Origin of the sequence: Mesomycoplasma ovipneumoniae (assembly GCF_030012565.1) — a bacterium.
Classification (GTDB): Bacteria; Bacillota_I; Bacilli_A; order Mycoplasmatales; family Metamycoplasmataceae; genus Mesomycoplasma; species Mesomycoplasma ovipneumoniae_D.
The window spans coordinates 204,725-224,472 of record NZ_CP124621.1; the positions used below are offsets into that span (position 1 = coordinate 204,725).

Annotated in this window: 11 protein-coding genes; 6 read left to right on the forward strand and 5 right to left on the reverse strand. The window is 29.7% G+C overall.

Annotation, left to right across the window (positions count from 1 at the left end):
- Window positions 1-10 precede the first annotated feature (10 nt).
- The 5 genes from QJQ40_RS00830 to QJQ40_RS00850 all read right to left on the reverse strand — a co-directional run bounded on the left by QJQ40_RS00830 (window position 11) and on the right by QJQ40_RS00850 (window position 7,265).
- Window positions 11-1,855, reverse strand: a complete 1,845-nt coding sequence (locus tag QJQ40_RS00830; protein WP_282861417.1) for a sodium:solute symporter family transporter — start codon at window positions 1,853-1,855, stop codon at window positions 11-13.
- 50 nt (window positions 1,856-1,905) lie between these two features.
- Entirely contained in the window at window positions 1,906-2,787 is an 882-nt protein-coding gene (locus QJQ40_RS00835) for an N-acetylneuraminate lyase (protein WP_282861418.1), read from the reverse strand.
- 266 nt (window positions 2,788-3,053) lie between these two features.
- Entirely contained in the window at window positions 3,054-3,917 is an 864-nt protein-coding gene (locus QJQ40_RS00840) for an ROK family protein (RefSeq protein WP_282861419.1), read from the reverse strand.
- Between the two features lie 351 nt (window positions 3,918-4,268).
- Entirely contained in the window at window positions 4,269-5,597 is a 1,329-nt protein-coding gene (gene mnmE, locus QJQ40_RS00845; RefSeq protein WP_282861420.1) for a tRNA uridine-5-carboxymethylaminomethyl(34) synthesis GTPase MnmE, read from the reverse strand.
- A 51-nt stretch (window positions 5,598-5,648) separates the two neighbouring features.
- Window positions 5,649-7,265 (reverse strand): ABC-F family ATP-binding cassette domain-containing protein, encoded by a 1,617-nt coding sequence (locus tag QJQ40_RS00850; RefSeq protein ID WP_282861421.1) that lies wholly within the window; start codon window positions 7,263-7,265, stop codon window positions 5,649-5,651.
- Window positions 7,266-7,438: 173 nt separating this feature from the next.
- On the opposite strand from QJQ40_RS00850, the gene QJQ40_RS00855 reads away from it, so the two are divergent.
- The 6 genes from QJQ40_RS00855 to QJQ40_RS00880 all read left to right on the forward strand — a co-directional run bounded on the left by QJQ40_RS00855 (window position 7,439) and on the right by QJQ40_RS00880 (window position 19,746).
- Window positions 7,439-8,461, forward strand: coding sequence for a hypothetical protein (locus QJQ40_RS00855; protein WP_282861422.1), 1,023 nt, complete (start codon window positions 7,439-7,441; stop codon window positions 8,459-8,461).
- Between the two features lie 415 nt (window positions 8,462-8,876).
- A complete protein-coding gene (locus QJQ40_RS00860; protein WP_069099227.1) occupies window positions 8,877-9,956 on the forward strand; it encodes an ABC transporter permease in 1,080 nt (359 codons plus the stop codon).
- On the forward strand, window positions 9,956-10,921 hold the full coding sequence (locus QJQ40_RS00865; protein WP_129643768.1) for an ABC transporter permease: 966 nt from the start codon (window positions 9,956-9,958) through the stop codon (window positions 10,919-10,921). The genes QJQ40_RS00860 and QJQ40_RS00865 overlap by 1 nt, the downstream gene beginning before the upstream one ends.
- On the forward strand, window positions 10,922-12,331 hold the full coding sequence (locus QJQ40_RS00870; protein WP_069099225.1) for an ABC transporter ATP-binding protein: 1,410 nt from the start codon (window positions 10,922-10,924) through the stop codon (window positions 12,329-12,331).
- Window positions 12,321-13,652, forward strand: a complete 1,332-nt coding sequence (locus QJQ40_RS00875; protein WP_282861423.1) for an ABC transporter ATP-binding protein — start codon at window positions 12,321-12,323, stop codon at window positions 13,650-13,652. Before QJQ40_RS00870 ends, QJQ40_RS00875 begins: the two co-directional genes overlap by 11 nt.
- Window positions 13,639-19,746: a PDxFFG protein gene (locus QJQ40_RS00880; RefSeq protein ID WP_282861424.1), complete on the forward strand. Its 6,108-nt coding sequence runs from the start codon at window positions 13,639-13,641 to the stop codon at window positions 19,744-19,746. The genes QJQ40_RS00875 and QJQ40_RS00880 overlap by 14 nt, the downstream gene beginning before the upstream one ends.
- The last annotated feature ends 2 nt before the right edge of the window (window positions 19,747-19,748 follow it).

Genomic DNA, 19,748 nt, shown 5'->3' on the forward strand with positions numbered 1-19,748 from the left:
TTTTTACCCTTTAATTAGTGATTTTTGCTAATTTTTCCTTTATTTTTTCATATTGTTCTAATTTTTCGTCTTGAACTTTTTGGATTTGAGAAAATTCCTGATTTGCTTGAATTGTCTCATTTTCTCTATAATTAGGATGTCCAAAAATTAGAATATTATACCATTTTGGCATTAAATTTGGTACAGTTTTTGCAACTTTTTTGGCAACTTTTTGTAACTTAGAATCGTTTTTTGCAATTTGTTTTTCTAAGGCAATTAGCTGATCAAATTCAGGTGTTTTTGTCCAAATTGTTAAATTTGTTAAGTTTTTCTCTTTTTTACTAAAGAAAGTATAAATTATTGAACCAACATAGCCAAAAATAATTGTAACGAAAAAGGAAATTAGCGCTACATATTCGCTAGCAAATTCAATTGCTAAATTTTCAGGAACAAGTCTTTTGTTTGTAAAGATTCATAAAAATAAAGCAGTAATAAAAGCAACACTAATTCCAAGAACGGCGCCAAAAGAATTTGTTCTTCGAGTTAGAATTCCTAACATAAAAACAGCACCAATTGGCACACCAAAAAGTCCGACTACTGCAAGGAAAAGGTTAAATAAATTAGTTTGTTCTGAATAAGCCAAAAGAAAAGCAACTAACATTCCTTGAATTCCGAAAAATGTGATTAAAATTTTTGATATAATCAACATTATTCGGTCTTTTATAGGTGCTTTTTTCCGGAATTTACGGATTGGTTGGATAAAGTCACTAACAATTACATTAACTAGCGAGTTCATTGAAGAAGAAATTGTTGACTGACTTGCGGCAAAAACTGCGGCAATAATCAAACCAGAAAGTCCGGTCGGTAAGACTTTTATGATGAAAAATGAAAGAAGTTGATTATTTGCCGCACCCTGGCGACCAACAATTTGGTCAATAGCATTTTTGGCATCAACGTCAAATCCTTGGGACTTAAAGTAACTATACAACATTGAACCAACGCCATAAAACACAAAAATAGTAATTAAAGTTAAAATTGCGTTAATATAGATAGTTTTATTAGTTCCGGAAATGAATTTAGAGGTTTTATATCTTTGGACGATGTCTTGAGATGCTGTATAGGAGAAAATAGTCTCAACATATTTTCCTAAAAAAAGAAGGAACATACCACCGCTAGCGGCACTTATTTTTCATTGACCTGCATTAAAAATTGACTGATAAATATCGCCTTTACTTCAGTCAGTCTGAACTAATCCAAAAATCAAAATGCAAATAATTCCCAAAAGTAAAACGAGACCCTGGATTGCATCAGTTCACAAAACACCCTTAAAACCACCTAAAAAAGTGTTTAAAATTACGACTATCGCCATAATTCCGATAATCAAATAAATGTCTAAATCAACAAAAAGTGACAAAGTCAGTGCAGGAATATATAAAACAATTGCAATCCGGAAAATGTGAAAAATAGCAAATAAACCACCACTTAAAGCCCGAATTAAATAATTATAACGACTTTCGAGATAAGCATAGGCAGTATTTGCAGTAATTTGGCGATAAAAAGGGATAATTCATTTAATTAAAACCGGACTAATCAAAATTATTGCCACTTGCCCGACAGATCACATTCATCCTGTTTTAAAAGCAAGTCCGGGGAGACCTAAAAATGTAAGGGACGAAAGCCCGGTAGCCCAAATCGAAAGAGCAATAACAATTGAAGGCACTTTAATTGACTTGGCTACTAAATAAGAATCAGTGCTTTTTTGCTTATTATTTTTTTCTTGATACCAAAAAAATAATCCAAGCAATAGCATTGAAAGCATATAAATTGCTAAAATAATTCAATCAGTTGTTGAAAAACTTGATTTATTTTCTTCCATATTTCCCCCTTTTTCAACTTTTTATAATTAAAAATTTGAAAAAGTTGAAGCTAGTCTAAAAATTTTTCTTTAATTTCAAGCGCCTTTTGATTTAGTGTTTTTTGGCAAATTTTTTTAAATGGAAGGCGATTATAACCAGCATCAACACCATAAAGTTGCATAATTGCTTTGATTGTTTGCATTAGTCCAACTTCTAAAAGTGATTGAATATAGTCATTATAGATGTGAATTTCGTTTTTAAAGGCTAGTAAATCACCTTTTTTTGCTAAATCAAGAATTTTTCTTGCCTTGATTGCGTTTGTATTATAAGTTGAACCGATAAATCCACGAGCTCCTAAAAGGTAAGCAAGCCCAAAAGCTTCATCAAAAGCATACATTCAAATTTTTTCTGGATAAGTTTTGATTAGTCTTTCGAATAAAAAGATGTCATTTGACCCAAATTTGCAGCCAATAACATTTTTAAGATTTAAAATGCTTCCAAATTGTTCAATGTTAATTTTTGAACCTGCAAGTTGAGGCAAGTAATAAATAAACATCGGTAAATCAACGTTTTTTGCAATTTCTTCGTAGTAGTTTTTGATTTCATCAAAAGAAAAATTATAATAAAAAGGTGTGATTGCGCTGATTGCATCAAAACCAAGTTCTTTAGCTTTTTTTCCTAGTTGGATTGCTTCTTCAAGATTTAAACTTCCAATCTGAGCAATTAAAGTTACCTTATTTTTTGCTTTTTTAGCTACAATTTCATAAATTTTTTGCCGTTCTTCAACAGACATTAGCAAAAATTCGCCCGTTGATCCAGTGACATAAAGACCGTCAACTTTTTGCACATCAATTAAAAAATCAAGAATATGCTCAAGATTTTCAGTCATAAGTTCGCCTTTTTCATTAAAAGGACTTATTAAAGCGGGGAAAAATCCATGATATTTTTCCATATTAGCCTCCTTCTTATAGAAAAATCTTTTGTACTGATTTTCCTATTTTTTGTATATAAAATAATTATATATAAAAAAACGCGTATTTTTGCCAAAAACGGGATTTTTCTTTATTTTTGTCAGTTTCTGCTAATTTATCTACTAAAGATTAAATTTTTTGCCTTAAAAGATAAAAAAAGCGCCAGCATACCGGACATAAAAAAACCCGTATTTTTTTCAAAAACGGGATTTTTCTTTATTTTTGTTAGTTTCTATTAATTTATCTACTAAAGATTAAATTTTTGCCTTAAAAGATAAAAAGCGCCGAGCATACCGGCATTATTTTTGGATTCGGCGATTAAAAGTTCACACTTATAAGGAGTTTGCTCTAACATTTTTAGGAATTTTTCCTGAATTTTTGCAAAGTATTTCTTATTTATATAGGAAAAACCGCCGCCAATAAAGATTTTTTCCAAATTTTGAAAAATTGCTAGTTGATAAGTAAAGTCAACAACTTTTTGGAAATAGTCATCAATCATTTTTTGGAAATCAGCGTTACTTTTATATAAATTATCAAACTTTTCATATTCAGAAATTCTAATATTATAAAGTTTACTAATTTCTTTATCAAGCAAACTAAAAGAAAGTCAATCATCAAGTCTTTGACCCTCATAAATTAGATAACCAAATTCACCAGCAAGAAAATTTTCACCTCGAATTAATTCATCCTTGACAATTCCAATTCCAACGCCAGTCCCTAAAGTAACAGTTGCGTAATTTTTTAGGTTTTTGTGATAAAATTTTTCTGAAATTGCAGCGGCATTTGCGTCATTTTCGACAACAACAGGTAAATTAAATTTTTTTTCTAAAGTAGAAAAATCGCTGCCAAAATATGGTAATGTTTTATGATTTACAAAAATAATTTTCTTTTTTTCAACATCAACCCCGCCCATTGTAGCAATAGCGATTCCTTTTATGTCTTTAGAAAAATCTGATTTTTCTAAAATTGAGTTGATAATTTCATCTAAATTCTCTAGAATTGAACTGATATTGGTTTTAAAAGTTTTTGTTTGGTGAAAAAAATTATTATTATCAATAATTCCCATTTTAATGTTTGTACCGCCAATATCAAAAAGAATGAATTTGTCCATTTTGCCTCTCTTTTTTAAAATAACCTTTGTTTTTATAGCATTTTTTAAAATCTTGCTAGTATAAATTTGGTTGTTTCTTTTAAAAATTATAACTTATAAAAGCAAAAATAAATTAGAATATTAATAAATTAGTATCAAAAATTTCTTAAAATATCACGGTATAAAACACTGATTTTTATAAAAAAACTCTGATTTTACACAAAACATTTTAAAAAAAAAAAAAAAAAAAAAATTGTTTTAACGCTATAAATTAGCATAAAAATTTGCTCGTGTGATCGAATTTAGCGTACATTTATTCATTATTAAAGATAAAATGCCGTCATATGATCATGTTAAAGTGGCCAATTTTTATTATTTTCCTAGACAAAACCGTGAAAAAATTGAATCAAGCAAGTTTTCATCGTCTGTTCTACCAAAAATAGTTTGTAATTCTCTTCAAGCATTACGCAAATCTACAATTGCAATTTCAGGTCCAAAACCAGATTCTAGACTATTTTTAGCATCAATAATTGCTGTTTTCGCCAATTCTATCTGTGAAATTTGGAATGAATTAGCGACAAATTGGTTTTCTTTTCCCAAAAAAGCAAAAATAGTTTTAATTTTACCAATTAGGCTATTAATTTCTTTGTTTTTAGCACTAATTAATATTTTATCAGCAAATTCTTCCCTATTTTCAATTAGGTCAGATTTATTATAGACTTGTAAATATACTTGATTTTCGCTAATTTTTTCACTTAAATCAAGATGTTTAGATTTTTTTTGACTTGCATCAATAACATGTAAAATTAAATCAGATTTTTCCATGTTTTCAAAAGTCTTACTAATTCCAATTTGTTCAATTTTTTGTTTAGTTTTTCTAATTCCGGCAGTATCAAAAACTTTGAAAAGCAAATTGTCAATTACAAAATTACCCTCGACAATATCACGAGTTGTTCCAGGAATTTCACTTATTATTGCCTTATTTTCGTCAATTAAAACATTTAGAAGTGAAGACTTGCCACTATTGGGTTCGCCAATTAAAGATGTTCTTATTCCTTCATAAATTAGTCTTGAATTATCGGCTATTTTTATTAATTCATTAAAATTTTTTATTAATTCATCAATTTTAGGAATAAGAATCTGATTTGTTAGAATTTCAACATCATCATACTCGGGGTAATCAATATTTACCTCAATAGTCCCGATAATTTCCTCGATTTGTTGAATTAATTTCTTAATAAAATTTGAACTTACACCAGAAAACTGTTTAAGAGCAACATTGTGTTGCGATTTAACTTGAGCATGAATTAAATCATTAATCGCTTGAGCTTTAACTAAGTCAATTTTCCCATTTAAAAAAGCACGCAAACTGAACTCTCCAGGATTTGCAAGTCTAGCGAGTTTAGTTTTTAAAATAGTTTCCAGAATTAGATTTGTATTTAAAACACCACCATGAGCGTTTATTTCTACAGTTTCTTCGCCGACAAAATTTTTATCCCCAGCAAATCATAGAACTAAAACTTGATCAATTTTAGTCTGATTATCATGAATCCAGCCAAAAGTTATTTCCATGGAATTACCAATTTTCCCGGTAAAAATTTTTTCCATGATCTTAAAGGCATTTGGTCCTGAAATTCTTATGATCGAAATTGCCTGATTTATTGCGCCTGAAGCAATCGCACAAATAGTATCAAAAACCATTTAATATATTCCTAAATTAAATTTAAAAGTTAAAAAAAGTACTTTTATGTACTAAATTCCTATTTTTTTCTCATATTCAGCTAGCGAACCTTGAAAAAATACAGCTGAATCTTGCTTAATATCCAAAATCGCATTTGCAACTTCTTTTATTAAGGCAAGATTGTAAGTTGTAAAAATTGCTCCCGAATCATAAAGTTTTAAACCTTCAATGAAAGAATCAATTGATTCAGAATCAAGATGGTTAAGTGGTTGGTCAAAAATTAAAAAATTTGACTCACTTAACATCATTTTTGAAAACATAAGTCGAACTTTTTCGCCACCAGATGTAACGTTGACCTTTTTGAAAACTTGATCGCCGCTAAAAAACATCCTTCCTAAAAAAGCACGCATTCTATGGGTTGAATTGTCTTTATTTTCATCTTGTGTGTTAAAAATTGGCCACTGTGAAATTCAAGAAATTAAATCTAAATCTGAATTAAAAAAATCATCAGTGTTTGCTGGTAAATAATCAAATTTTATAGTTGAGCCTCAAGTAATTGTCCCTGAAGTTGGGACCTCTTTTCCGGCAATAATGTCAAGTAATTTAGTTTTTATCAAATCATCATCGACAAAAACTACCATTTTTTGACCAGGTAAAAGTGTAAAAGACACATTTTTAAATAAAAATTCGCCAGTTTCAGGATTTTTATAACTTAAATTTTCAACGTTTAATATTTGTTTTCCAGGTCTTGGAAAAACATTAAAACGAATGTAAGGATATTTTCGTGATGAAGGTTTAATTTCCTCGAGCTGAATTTTCTCAAGGGATTTTTTTCGTGAAGTCGCCTGAGCAGATTTTGATGCATTTGCAGAGAATTTTGCTATAAATGCCTCTAATTTTGCAATTTGTTCTTCTTTTTTTGCATTAGCATTTTTTTGAAGTTCTCTTAATAACTCAGAAGATTGTTTTCAAAAACTGTAATTTCCAGTAAAAATTTTAACTTCACCATAATCAATATCAACGGTATGAGTGCAAACTTGATCCAAAAAATCGCTATCATGGCTAACAACTAAGACAATATTTTTATAATTAATCAAAAATTCTTCAAGTCATTTAATAGCTTTAAAATCTAAGTGGTTAGTTGGCTCATCCATTATCAAAATATCAGGATTTCCAAAAAGCGCTTTTGCCAAAAGTACTTTGACTTTATAGGAAGATTTTAATTCTGACATTTTTGAGTATCAAAATTCTTTAGGAATTTCAAGTGCAGAAAGTAAAATTTGTGCATCATTTTCAGCACTTCAGCCACCTAAAAGTCCAAATTGTTCTTCAAGTTCGCCAGCGCGGTTATAATCAGCTTCTGTAGCATCCGGGTTTGCGTAAATTTGATCTTTTTCTTGTTGAATTTCATATAATTTTTGGTTTCCCATTATTACAACATCAGTAACAATAAAATCGTCAAATTCATAGTGATTTTGTGATAAAACCGAAATTCTTTGATTTTGTGATGTTTGAATTGATCCTGATGATGGTTCGATAAAACCAGCTAAAATTTTTAAAAAAGTTGATTTTCCAGCTCCATTTGCACCGATAATTCCATAAGTATTTCCTTCTGTAAATTTTAAATTTACATTTTGGAATAAAACTTTATCGGCAAAAATTTTTGATAAATCCTTAATTTCAATCATTTTGAGTCTCTTTAAATTATAATTTAGTAAAATATCTAAAAATTATATTACAATTTTTATTAAATTAAAGTAAAAACCTAATAAAAATAACTTCTAAAATTTAATATTAGACCTCTAATTTTCAATAAAGATTAAAAAAGCTAAAATAAAATGATTAAAAAGCGAGGTTTTTGGTGGCAATAAAAAAACATTTTTATAAATTTTTCAGTGGATTAGTAATTTTGCCAATCTTTTTGATTTCCTGCTCTCAACCAGAAACAGAAACAAATGTTTCTTCTACTCCATCTTTGATTATTCCAATTTCAGAAAACAAGGATGAATTCCAAAAACAAAATCCGCGTTCATTTGACCTTTATGTTTCAGAAGTAAATGCTATTAGGTTGAAATGATTTTTAAATAAACCTAGCTTAATTAATCTTTTGCCTGAGGAAAAAAGCAAAATTTATGCTTCTGGTGTTGCAAAAAGTTTTGTTTTTGACAATAAAAATCGAATTTTAGCACTTCAGGACAACTTTGGCTCATCTGAGGAAACTAATCCAAATTTTTTGAAAAATATTTTTCAAAAAACATCTGCAGTTTATTCGGGTAAAAAAATAAATGATGGGAATACCGACCTGTTAAATGATTCAGATCAAGATAATTTTGAAAAACATAAAAAAATTTCAAAAATTTTTGCGCAAAATTGACGCTATATTGAAACTAAGTTATTAAAACCAAATGTTATTCAAAAAGACAATAAAAATTATCTTTTAATTAATGCATATAAATTTATTTTTTCATCCCCACTTAACAGTTCAAACCCTCAAACTAATGAAAAAACTGAGACAAAATCTGATAAAAAAGCTGATAAAAAATGAAAAATAACCGCCCCAAACACAAAACCAACCCCTATTTTGAGACTTCACTGGCATAATCAAAGCCTAGAAAATCCGTTCAAAATTAAACTTAATTCAAAAGATGATTTAAACTCTGAGTATGATTTGCAGCTAATTAATAATATTGACCAGCCGGAATCTGTTGCTGATTATAGCTTTAATTTTGCTGACTCAAATCCAAAAATACCTGAGAGTCCGCTTAAAATTACACACATAGACCCTATTTTTCGAGTTGTTATTCAAAGTTTTGCCATCCCTTATCAAGACAGTGTTGCTAATTTTGAAAGTGATAATTTTAAATTTGATTATGAATTTGACTAATCCAAAAGCTTTTTCAAATATGAAAATTAGGTTATTTATATAAACTTATTGTTCAGTAAAAAAAAAAAAAAAAACATTTTGGCTTATTTTTTACTTTTTGTGTTAAAATGTTAATTGTTTTTCATAATATAAGGAAATTAATATGCAAATTATTTTAAATATTTTTAAAATGTGAGAGTTAATGTCAATGGTTTTTTCCAAAAAAATCAGTGTTTTTGCATATTCTTTTTTCAATGCCTTTTATAAATCCATTAACTCTTACAAAAATAAAAATATTTTTAATAATATTAAAAACTCGGCCATTTCAAATTTGATTTTGTGAAATTTCTAAAATAGCATTAAATTTAATTTGAAAACGGGCCAAAAACCCGTTTTTTTATTTAAAAACACTTAAAACTAAATAATAAGGAAAAAAATGACCCTAAAAAATGATGGTGAACATCGCAGAGATCTGTTAAAAATAGGCATAAACAGAAAAATTATTGATTATAACTTTATTTATACTATTCCGCCAACAAAGAAAAAGAAAAATCCACTATTTAAATATTTCGGTTTTGAATCGCTTTTTTTTCGCTTTTCGAAAAAAATTGTAAAAATTTTTCTCGAATTCGTAATAGTGGCCTGAATTGTTGCGACACTAGTTTTTCTTCTGATTGACTCAATTCCGGGTGAGCCAGGTTTTCTTCATGGTCTAAATGACGCTCAAAAAACAGCAGAAAAACATCTTTATGGACTTGATTTGCCTCAAGCACAACGATATTTTAATTACCTTTGGAATTTTATTAATTTTGATTTTGGAATTTCATATAGTCTTAGACCTCGTGTCGAAATTAGCGATTTTATTTGACAAAGATTTTTCACATCTTTTTCAATAGGTATCGTTTCAGTTATTTTAACACTTTTAGTTGGAGTTCCGCTTGGAATTGCTGTTGGAAAAAATCCAGGTAAGTTTTTTGACAATTTAGCGACAGTCTGAATTGCGATTTTTTCCTCAATTCCTTCGCTAGTTTTTGCAATTTTTCTTTTAATTTTTGGACAAAAAGCCGGAATTCCTTACATTTTTAATATACAGGATTTCTCCACTTTTGTCCTACCTGCCATTGCCCTTTCAATTGGATCTGTAATTAGTTATGTGCGATACATTCGTTTTGAACTTAATAATGAGTTAAATTCTATGCATGCTAAATTTGCATATTTAAAAAATTTAACAAGAAATCGCTTCGTTTGAACTCATGCACTTAAGGCATCACTTTTCCCAATTGCAACATTTTTTCCTTTAGTTGTTTTAGGTTCTTTTGTTGGTTCAATTTTTGTTGAGAAAATCTTTTTAATTTCAGGATCTGGGGGGATCATGATTGATGCAATTCAGTCAAAAGATAATAATATTATTCTCTTTTTAGTAATTATTTACTCACTTTTGACAATAATTTCTTATACATTACGTGATATAAGTTACGAATTGCTCGATCCTAGAATTAGAAGGAGGGCAAAATAATGAATCAATTTCCGTCAATTGAAAAATATATTGACCAAAACTTAAAACCTAATCCATTTTTACAGCCTTTTTCATACCAAATGTGAAAATTAATGGTTGCTCAGTCAAAAAGTTTTGATCGTAATTATTTTGGTAAGCCCCGTAATAATTTTTATGAAGTTTTCCTTCGATTTTCCCGTTCCTTTTCAGGTGTTTTTGGAATTGTTACTATTATTTTCATGCTAATTTTAGCAATTATTATCCCTTTTACAACTGGATCACCGACTCAACTTCGACCTGATATGAAAAACTTAAACTATTTTACACAAGGATTTATTTTAGGTACTGATTCTCAAGGTCGTGATGTTTGGGCATTTTTATGACACGGATTGCAGTTTTCCTTAATTTTAAGTTTTATTGTTGCCCTTTTTGATGTTGCGCTTGGAACTTTTTTTGGAACACTAATGGGTAATTTTGACCTTTTTGACAAAATTTTTACCTTTATTATTAAAATAGTTTCAAATATACCAACAATTTTAGTAATTATTTTGATGACATTAGTTTTGCGTCCGAGCTTTTGAGTTTTAGTTTTATCATTTTCACTTACTGGCTGAATCGGACTTGCAAATCAAGTTCGTGCGCAAATAAAAAGAGCTAGAAACTTTACATGAGTAATTGCCTCACGTGTTTTAGGAACTCCTTCTTATAAAATTCTCCTTAATTTTGTGCCAGTAATTATTCCACTTTTAATTACAAATATTGTTTTTGTAATTCCAGGTACAATTCTTGGCGAAACTGGTCTTGCTTTTATTGGTCTGTCACTACCAAATGTTCCAACTTTAGGAAATGCAATTAATTCAGGAATTCCAATTGTAACTTTGTATCCTCGTTATGTTTTAATTCCTTCATTCTTTTTAATTTTATTAACTTCCTCAATTCAAATGATTGGAAATTCAGTTCAAGATGCTCTAAGGAGGCAAAGATAAATGATTTCTTATTTTTTGGCCAAATTTTCTGATTGCAAAAATGCTGAAAATCCAACTTTGTGTTATAAATTAGCAAAAAATTTAGAAAAGTTTAAAAAAGACTTAGAACTTTTAAAGCAAAAAAACTTGGATCCAAAGCAATATCAAGAAAAATTCCTTGAACTTAAAGAAGAATTTTTAGCTTATGAAGTTAACATAAAAAAACATTATAAATCAAAAAAATCCTATAAAATCCAAGCTATTTTAAACAGAATTCAACAATATTGGCACACAAGTTTTAACCGTTCTCACTTTGATTTTGAAGCTTTTTCAAAAAATGTTCTCTACAAACAAATTGGCAATAAAAAGTACAAAATTGTTGCCCAAATTAAAAATTTAAATTTATCCTTTGTTAATCCAGCCAATCCTTCAATACGAAATATCGTAATTCGTAATGCTTCAATTGATTTTTATGAAGGTAAAATTCATGCAATAATCGGTGAGTCAGGTTCAGGGAAATCGGTAATTACTTCTTGTCTTTATGGACTTGCGGGCGAAAATGCTGTTGTTGAATCAGGAGAAATAAGATTATTTAACAATCCAGTTCATAATTTTGATTTTCGGGCTTGAGAACTTTCAAATTATCGGGGAAAAATAATTTCTGCTGTTTTCCAAAACCCGATGTCAACTTTGAATCCAACCAAAAAAATCGGTGCCCAAATAATGGAAGGAATGCTGTTAAATAAAATTGTCAAAAATAAAAAAGAAGCCTATGAAAAAGCACTTTTATATTTAAAAATGACAAAAATTGTCAATCCTGAAATGGTTATGAAATTATATCCTCATGAACTCTCAGGTGGAATGATTCAGAGAATTGTTATTTCCGCAATTCTTTCACTTGAGCCTAAAATTATTGTTATGGACGAGCCAACTACCGCCCTTGATACAACAGTTCAGGCTTTGGTTCTTGATATTATCCGTGATTTGCAAAAAAGACTGAAAATTACGATCATTTTTATAACTCATGACTTAGGAGTGGTTGCTTCACTTGCAAATTACATCACAATTATGTATGCTGGTCAAGTTGTTGAAGAAGGAACAAGAGACGAAATTCTTTTAAATCCAAGACATCCTTATACTTGAGGGCTAATAACTTCAATGCCTGACATAAATAAAGGTGATCGTCTGGCCTCAATTCGTGGGGTAGTTCCATCTTCATTAAATTCAATTGTCGGTGATGCATTTGCGGTTAGAAATGATTATGCCTTAGAACAAGATTTTTTTGTTGAGCCAAAATTTTATAAAATAAGTCCAACTCACCGTATAAAATCAGCACTTCTTGATCCAAAAGCACCAAAGGTTATGCCGCCAAAAATTATTTACCAAAAATGACTCCAATTTCAAAAAATGAGGCAAAATAATGAGCAATAATTCTAAATTTTATCTTGAAAAAAACACTTATTTTTTTGGTAAGATCGTCCGCCAAACTTGGCGTCAGTTGACTCCTGGTGTTAAAAAAATGCTTGAATCTAGCGGTAAAAAACCAATTGTTAGCTTTGAAAATGTCGATATTACTTATGGAAGCGGAAATCGAAAAAACAAAGTTATTCATGACATAAGTTTCAATATTTATGAAGGTGAGGTTCTTTCTTTTGTTGGCGAGTCTGGTTCAGGAAAGTCAACAACCGGGTCTGCCCTAGCAGGTTTAATTCCGCGAAGTTTTGGGAAAATTACTATTAATAATTTAGAACTCCCAAAAAATACTCGTAAAATACGGGCTAAAATTCTTGATGAGCTAGTTTCAAATGTGCAAATGATTTTCCAAGATCCACTTTCTTCACTTAACCCTTATAAAAATATTTACGATGTAGTCACCGAAGGAATAGTCAATCTTGAACAGCGAAAAAAAGGCTCAATAAAACTACTATTTTCACAGCATTATTATCAAAATACCTTTGAAATGTTAGTGAAAATTCTTAAAAACCAAAAAGTGCCCCTAAATTTAATAAACCAAATTAGTGATTTATTTTACAAAAACACAGCCCAGGCTTCAGTTCCTGAATTATTTACTAATTTAATCAATCACCTTAAAAAAATCAGTGCCATTCACCCCAAAATCACTGATTTTATTGAAAAAAAATCACTGTTTTTAAACAATATTTTACAAAAACCGACAAAAGATGTTACTTATAAATACGTTACTGACATGCTTGCATCAGTTGGACTTGATAGCTCAGTTTTGTCAAGATTTCCTTTAGAATTTTCAGGAGGACAACAGCAAAGAATCGGAATTTGTCGGGCTTTATTGCTTAGACCAAAAATTCTTGTTGCCGATGAGCCAATTTCGGCGCTTGATGTTTCAATTCAAGCCCAAATTATCAACATTTTTAAAGATTTAAAGGAAAAATATAATTTGACAATATTTTTCATTTCGCATGATCTTCGAATGGTTGAATATATTTCAGACCGAATTGCCGTTGTTTATCGTGGTCGAATTTTAGAAATTGGCCCAACAAAAGAAATAACCCAAAAATTTTTACACCCTTATACAAAATCACTAATTGAATCAATTCCAACAATTGAATCAAAAGGCGAATCACTTGCAGGATATATTTATGATCCAAAAATGCACCAATATTCTGAAACAAACCAACCTGAGTGGATTGATTTAGGAAATAATCACTACATTTTAGCCACTTTTTCTGAAGTAAAACGTTGGAGATTAGGAGACTATAATTATGAAAAAAACTAGTATTTTAGTTAGTTATTTGCTTGCTGGCGGCGGCCTGACGGCAGCAGTTGGCGGAATTATGGGCGGAATTAAACTTTATGCAAATAATAACGAACTTGGAGTTTACAATCTTGATGTTGCCTCAGACACCATTGATGAAACTAAGCAAGGCGAGTTAGTTTATGCTAATTTTTATAATGCTCAAGGCGAAAATGTTGCCGAATTTAAACCATTAGAAGACGATAAAGACGGCAAATACGGCATTTTTTTAAATCCAAACATCAAATCAGAAAAACGAGTTTTTACTGAATCAGAGTTTGCAGACTGATTTGCCATAAATTATAACCGTCAAACTCCAATTTTTGAACTAAAATTAGGGGTTATGAAATTTGTCAACGAATATTGGGATGCTATTTCTCCTTCAGAATTTCTTGAATATGCAAAATGATTTACTAAAAATGTTGCCTGAGGTCCAGATGCCTTAACTTTAGAACATTTTGCACTAAAAAAGGGTGTAACTCGATCAGGTAATAATTTATTATTAGGTCAGCATTCAGCTGTTAGAAAAGAAGAAGCAAAAATAGAATTTTATCCAGATTCATTTTTTGGTTCATTCCCAATTTATTCAGAATTAGCCGGAAGAGGTAATGCACCGGATAATTTAACTTACAAAATTTTTAAAGATGCAATTTCAAAAGAAGCTCTTGATGAATATTTTAAAAAAATTCCACAACAACAAGTTTTAGCAAATTATGACAAATCCAAAGTTGTTGCCGGAATTCCTGCCGCTGATCTTGTTAAAAATGAAAAAATTTACATTTATGATATAGTTAAAATTTTAAAAAATTCATTTGATAATGATTCAGAAATTCTTGCTAAATTAGACAAATTTAAGCAGCCAGAGAATTTTTTTGTCTTTGAAAATGAAGGCCAGACAATTGAAGATGTTAAGAAAAAATTTGAATTGGCAGTTCTCATGTTTGCCCATGAAAATGACATCCAATTGCCTAAAAATTACAGTCTAAATTTCCCACAAGATTTTGGAAAAACCTATAAAATACGTGATATTTATGACACAATCAGGTCTAATTTGAAAAATGATGAAAATAATACCCCGCGTGGAATTCTTTCTTTAGAACTTGAAGATCCTGATTCTGATCCAACCCCTGAAGACAAAAAAACTCCTGCTAATCGTGCAGAAACAACAGATTTTTTTATTACTCAGAATGTAAATCCTGATATTATAACGCTTATTGCCGCTGAATTAGCAACAAAAATTTCCCAAAAAGTTGATGAAATTGTAAAAAACGGATTTTATGATCTTTATAATATAAATCACCCAGTTGGAAAAACAATCGGTATTTATCAAAAAGATTCTAATAATAGGTTATTTTTTCCACTTGGTACTCGTTCTGAAAGTCCTTCAATTGAAGCACAAAACGAATATCTATCTGAATTTGATGCTAATTTATGGTCAGCATATCAAATTAAATCACTCAAAAAACTGTCAAAAACTGAATTAGAAGTTGAATTAATAGATCCAAACGATCCTGAAGGTTCAACAAAAACAATAAAATTTAACCTGGATCCAGAAAACTCAGATTATGCCAAAAATGTTGAAGAATTTAATAGCTTTAAAATTGCTGTTGATTGAAAAAATCGCGCAATTCCAAAGGTTATTCAAGAAATTGAAACTCTTAAAGACGGAAAAACCACAACAGTTTATCAACTTTATGGCGAAATTTTTGACGGCCTAATTGATAAAGTTTTAAGAGATAAATTGACAAATGGTGAAGACCTTGTTGGAACTTATGTTGATTTTGAGATTGATCCAGAAACTGGTTTGAAAAAATATACCACAAAACATGGCGAATTTGTCGGCTATTCACACTCATCAAGAATTCCGTATATTGCGCTTTTAAAAGCTTCTTCTCCATTTTTTAAAACAACTGGAATTAACTATTTAAAATATGTTGGTGCTCATGAGTACGGACATCACCAAACTTTAAATTATGCCCAAGATAATTCTGACCCTGATTCAAATGTAGTTTTAAACGCGATTTCGACAAATGCAGGACTAGGTTTACAGTCTTTTTATAATTTTGATGTTCTTCAGTTATACCTTAATGCAAGATCTTCAGGACTAAGTTTGCGAAAAGCATCCCCTAGTTTAAACCCTGAAGATAAAGGAATTTATCCAAACTTTAGCTTTGATAATGGAAATAATTTTGAGAGTGAGTCACAAATTTTTGGTTCAAATGAAAATCAAAATATTGACGAGTTAATTTCTAAAAAATCTCGTAGATTTTTGCAAACTATTGAGGGTCTTAAAAATGCTGCGGACATTCGAAAACTAAAATTATATGATCTTTTTCTTCTAAATTCAATTGACCCAGATTCAGGAACAATAAATCCGGGAACTTCTGGAGTTTCTAAATTTTTCCGAAATAGAAATTCGACCTCGCAAGAAAATACTGAAGATGAATCAGATCAAGACACTAAAAAACAAAAAGGATTTATAAATTCCAACGATATTCAAGGCATTTTTTCTAATTCATTAACTGATGGAGCCGGAAATAAAATCCAATTTGACGATCAAGGAAAAATCCATGTCGCTGATTTTGAACCAAGCCCAGACCGAAGAACTTTTAGCAATTTAAAAGTTCACCTATTTTATGAAAACGGGAAACCAGTAATTGATCCTTTAACATTTAATAATCCTAATAGTCTTCCTGAATTACAGCAAAAAATTAAGCAAATTCAGGACGAATTTGAGAATAAAATAGTCAAAAACTTTCGTGATAATGGATGAGACTCAAGCCCTCAGTCTTTTACTAGATTTTCGCCATCATCTCCATTGTTTGAAAAATCACTTAAATCAATTTTGAATAATCCTGTTGAAAATCAAGCATTTTTCGGAACAATTATTGGTCAAAACCCGAAAAATTTAAAAGCTAGTGTTGAAATTCCTGATTCAATTTTTGACTTGTCACAATTTTTGATAGAAATTCAACTTTCACTTAGCGTTCCCCAAAGTGTCGCGGATTTAGCAAAGGAATTATTAGAAAAAGAAAAAACTGCCGGCTTTAAATTCCTTGATTTTTTCAAATTATTCAAGGGAGTTCAACCTGATTCTTCTAATAATCAAATTTCCCAAGCTTTTGAACAATTCAAAAAATCACTTGATTTAGAAAACAAAATTCTACCACTTCTTAACTCAATGCTTAGTGTTTCTGATCATACAAATTCAGATTTATTCACAAATTTAAACAACATTTCAACTTTTAAAGACTCACTTTTTTCAAAAATACCCCAAGTAGTCTCATTTCTTGAAAGAATATACACTATTTATTTCCAAGCTTTAGTTCAATCCTTGTCAACTAAAAATGCAAGTTCTGATCAGGCAGCAGGAATTTTGACTAGATTCTTTGCTTTCAACCTTAATTCTGAACTATATAAAAATTTACATAAAATTATAAAATTCACTGACAAAGATGGCAAAAGCATTGCTCCTAGTCACTTATTGTTATCATTAGATGAATTTAACATTTTATCACCAAGAAATAATCCAGATATTGCACAATTAACTAACGGTCCAATTTTTTCTAGTTTATATTATGGAAAAATAATTTCAGCAAACGGAAATCAATATTATCAAAATCCAAAATATGACTTTAATGTTAGAATTCAAACTCAAGCCCAAACTCAACTTGACAATGTTCTTGATCAGAGTGAATTTGATGAGCAAAAAGATTTATCAGAACGTTGAACTTCACCTCTTGGAAAACTTTTAAAATTTTCAAATGTTACTGCTGAAAAACCATTTTTTGGGATTGCACAAGATTTTAAATTTAATGTTACAGGCACAAACATTGATAAATCGAAAATTTACCTCGATGCTTGAGACAAAACTCTTTTTGGTTTTGATTATCAAAATAATTATTTTGCATATCAAAACGAGAAAAATGAAACAGAATTTTCATCAATTTCAGATTTTTTAGAGTTTATTTCAATTGATCCATTTGCACTTAAAATTTCAAAAAAAGGTGAAGGTGAATTTGTTAGAGATTGAAATTTTGACTATGTTAATTCTAAGTTTGACCTTTACAAATATGGTTTTGATAAATTGTCTGAAAAGTTCAAATTAAAAGAAAATCAAACAGAAAATTCTTCGCTTAAATGAGTTAAAGGCGAAAAATTTGACTCAAAATTTGAAAAATTATTGTCAATTTTTGATATTTCTCAAGAAGAATTGCAACAAAATTTACAAAATTTTGCAAATACGTTGATGGAAGCCTTTGAACAATCAACTCTAAACTTGTTGATCAAAAATGTAAAAATTGATAACAAAAATATTGACCACCTATTTTTATCATCTGTTGGATTTATGGGGTTTAAAAATTTTGCTCGAAAAACACAGCAAAATTTACCAGCAACCAAATTTGGTAAACTTACAGATATTAATGATAAAATTAAAATTGCATGATTGACTTTTGCAGGGTATGACCAAACAAATTCATTAGTTTTAGATGATGAATCATTTGTTAATTCAGATTTAAATGATCCAGAAAAATCAGAAGTTTTTAGATGACTCAAGGACTTTTTAAGTCAAGCAAAAATAGAGGCAAAAGACTTGGATTTGTTCAAATTGCAATACTTAGTAGGGACAAAAACCTTTGTTGACTATTCACTTAGTAGAGACAGTCGAATTCAGCAATTTCAGCGAATGAACTCAGACCTTGAACTTTCATGGTTCCGCGCAAAAAATTCAGCAAGATTTGAAACAAAACCAGACGATTTTTTCAGTAATTATGTCTATAATTTCCCTGAATCTTTAACAAGAGATTTTGTCCAAATTCATTATTCTCCAAGTGATAAAACGCTTGATAATATTATGCCTGGTTTTAAAAATATTTCTGAATCTAACACCGGTAATGAGTATTTTGTTGATGCAATTTATACAAGAAAATGGATTAAAAATTTCATTCCGGCTTTTGATATTGCCCAAGGATATTCACAAACTTTAATTAGTCCTTTTACTAATTTTTTCCTAACTAATAATGTAGCTTCAAAAAATTCAGAAAATTTAAATTCTTTATACAAAAATTTAACTGAAACTTTCAAAAAAGCTCAGGATCAGGAACTTTATAACCAATCTTTTGTAATTAGCCAACAAGAACAGAAAGAAATTGATGAAATAGAAAGTCAACCTAAACCTCAAAAATTCATTGATCAAACTTTAGCTAATATTGAAAATCAAGAAAAAATTCAGAAAATTAAAAACAAATATAAAACCGAAAAAGATGAAATTTTTGCCCAAATTTCAGTTGAATTATCTCGCGTGCTTTCAGCTTACAAAGGCGAGCTTGCTGATTCAAAAAAATACAGTGATGGAAATATTCAACCTGTTGTTGGTAATTTCCGTTGAAGAAATGGTTATATTAATCAAAATGTCTCTACAAATAACGGGTTTTTTAAAGATCGCTTCCAAAGAAAAGTTTTAAACTGAGAATTGTATGATGACAATCTTGAACCTGTTGAGGATAATACAATAAGAATAACTAACTTAAAAGGTGAAAAAGTCACAAACAGACCTGAGGCTTTTTGGTATTATTCTCTTAAAACTCAAGGTGTTGGCCAAAGATCTCTTTCAGGAATTTGACGTGATTCAAAACAAGACAGGGTTGCTTTTTGAGGCTTTTTAAAAAATGAAGATGCCGCTAAAGCCAAATATTTAACTCTTGAAGATGAACAAACAGCCCAAAAATTCTACATTAAATTAGCAAGTAATGACACAAATAACATTTTTTACTTAAAAAAACAGGCTGACTTATCAACAAAATGGACACTAAAAGATGAAGGTTATAGTTCTTGAATTTCATCTTGGTCAATTATTGGTGAGTTTAAAAATGCACTTTTAAGACCAGGTGCCGAAGGTCTAAAAAAATTCAGAATTTACTTTTCAGACCAAAACAGACAAGAAATTGAAGGATTATTTACATTAGGTAAATCAAAATATCTTGCTGAAAATGGTAAAAATTTCAACTTAGCCCCAACATACATTGAACAAAAAGCAAATCAATCATTCCTTGTAATTCGACCTCAATTTAAATAGGA